3 protein-coding genes and 1 pseudogene are annotated in these 2,011 nt (G+C 71.5%); all 4 read left to right on the top strand.

Features of this window, described 5'->3' with window-relative positions:
• Window positions 1–330: alpha/beta family hydrolase (locus tag H5J30_RS29755; RefSeq protein WP_374101037.1), on the top strand; the 330-nt coding region annotated here is incomplete at its 5' end.
• Between the two features lie 251 nt (window positions 331–581).
• The gene (locus tag H5J30_RS29750; protein ID WP_181790449.1) at window positions 582–1,265 is read left to right on the top strand and encodes a sigma-70 family RNA polymerase sigma factor; all 684 of its coding nucleotides are present in this window, start codon (window positions 582–584) and stop codon (window positions 1,263–1,265) included.
• Window positions 1,262–1,603 carry a mycothiol system anti-sigma-R factor gene (rsrA, locus tag H5J30_RS29745; protein WP_181790447.1) on the top strand — a complete coding sequence of 114 codons (342 nt, stop codon included), beginning with the start codon at window positions 1,262–1,264 and terminating at the stop codon, window positions 1,601–1,603. The genes H5J30_RS29750 and rsrA overlap by 4 nt, the downstream gene beginning before the upstream one ends.
• A gap of 96 nt (window positions 1,604–1,699) precedes the next feature.
• Window positions 1,700–2,011, top strand: a pseudogene (locus H5J30_RS29740) (HD-GYP domain-containing protein); the annotation flags it as partial.

The following is a 2,011-nucleotide window of genomic DNA, read 5'->3' as shown; positions in this document are numbered from 1 at the left end:
CGGAGTGCGGGCGCGCGGGTCGCGTGCCGTACGGCCGGGGCACTGGGGGCCCGGGCGGTGTTCGCCCTCGCGTTCCCGCTGCACCCGCCGGGCAAGCCGGAGAAGTCCCGGCTGCCGGAGCTGCTGGACGCCGGGGTGCCGACGCGCGTGGTGCAGGGGGAGCGGGACCCGTTCGGCGGCCCCGCGGAGTTCCCCGCGGACGTCGACGTCGTGCCCGTCCCGTACGCGGACCACGGCTTCGCCGTGGCCAAGAGCGCGCCGCCCGACGACGCGCAGACCGCCGCCACGATCACCGCCGCCGCGGTGGAGTGGCTCGCCGGCCTGCGCTGACACCCCGCCGCGGCGCGTGCCCGCGCCCGGGCGGCCCCGCGGCGCGGTCGGGGAATGCGGCATCGGGAGCGTGCGTTCTCACCGGTGTACGTTCACGCATCGACGAAGGGACACGCATGAGCGGGGTTGCATGCCCGTCGCGTCCGCAGCCGGAGGCAGCGGAGAAGTACTGGGCGGCGGATGTGCACGGACGTCGTCTATCCTCCGAACCGTACGGGGCCACCGCAGGCTCCACCACGGTGCTGGAGGAGGTGGGTCTCGTCACTGGGACCGACACGGGGAAGGGCGGGCCCGGCGAGGAGCCGACCGCGCCCGAGGAGACGTCCGCCGAGCGGAACGCACGTTTCGAGCGGGACGCGCTCCAGTTCCTCGACCAGATGTACTCGGCCGCGCTGCGCATGACGCGCAACCCCGCCGACGCGGAGGACCTGGTGCAGGAGACCTATGCCAAGGCGTACGCGTCCTTCCACCAGTTCCGCGAGGGCACGAACCTGAAGGCGTGGCTCTACCGCATCCTGACCAACACGTTCATCAACTCGTACCGCAAGAAGCAGCGTGAGCCGCAGCGCAGCGCCGCCGAGGAGATCGAGGACTGGCAGCTCGCGCGCGCCGAGTCGCACATGTCGACCGGTCTGCGCTCCGCCGAGGCCCAGGCGCTCGACCACCTGCCGGACTCGGACGTGAAGGAAGCCCTGCAGGCGATCCCCGAGGAGTTCCGCATCGCCGTGTATCTGGCCGATGTCGAGGGCTTTGCCTACAAGGAGATCGCGGACATCATGGGGACACCCATCGGTACGGTCATGTCCCGGCTGCACCGCGGTCGCCGCCAGCTGCGCGGTCTTCTGGAGGACTACGCGCAGGAGCGCGGCCTGATGCCGGCGGGCGCCGGACCGGAGTCGGCCGGCTCGCACACGGGAAAGGGTTCGGGATCATGAGCTGCGGAGAGCAGCACGAGACGGACTGCTCAGAGGTCCTCGACCACCTCTACGAGTATCTCGACAAGGAGATGCCGGAGGGCGACTGCGCGAAGTTCCAGGTCCACTTCGACGAGTGCAGCCCCTGTCTGGAGAAGTACGGCCTGGAGCAGGCCGTGAAGAAGCTCGTCAAGCGCTGCTGCGGTCAGGACGACGTGCCGACGGATCTGCGCGCGAAGGTGATGGGCCGGATCGACACCATCAGGTCCGGTGAGGACGTACCGGAGCAGCCGGTGCTCGACGCCGGTGACGAGGGCCGCCCCACGTCACTCGAAGGTGCGAATCCACCCGGCTCGTAGTGTTCTTTTAGGCAACTGCGCCCCATTCGGCCGCAGGTGCCGCCCTATGCTCCCCAACTCGTACGGAGTACAGCGCGGACGAGGAGCGTGGGGCCCATGGGGCAGGTGGCGCAGGTCTCTGCGGCCGGGCGCGGATGTCTGCTGTGCGCGGTGCTCGCGACGGCGGCGTGTGCCGCCCCGGCACTGCGGCCCGGCGCCGCGACCCCCTGGACGGCGCTGGCGCTGCTCGCCGCCGTCTACGCGGCCGGTGAACACCTCTGGCGCGTGCCGCCGCTGGCAGGCCGGATCCCCGACGGTATCGGCGCGTTCTTCCCGGTCCTGCTTGCAGGAGCGTTTCTGCTGCCGCCCGCCGCGGCCGCCCTCGTCCCCCTCGCGGGCGCGCTGACCGCCCGGATCACCGAGCAGCCC

The organism is Streptomyces phytophilus, assembly GCF_013870535.1.
Taxonomy (GTDB): Bacteria; Actinomycetota; Actinomycetes; order Streptomycetales; family Streptomycetaceae; genus Streptomyces; species Streptomyces phytophilus.
Note: the sequence above shows the minus strand (reverse complement) of the source record. Positions and strands in the feature narration are given on the sequence as shown.

What these genes read in the sequence shown, in the direction of transcription:
- rsrA (WP_181790447.1), top strand. Translation starts at nt 1,262, where the DNA reads ATGAGCTGCGGAGAGCAGCACGAGACGGACTGCTCAGAGGTCCTCGAC.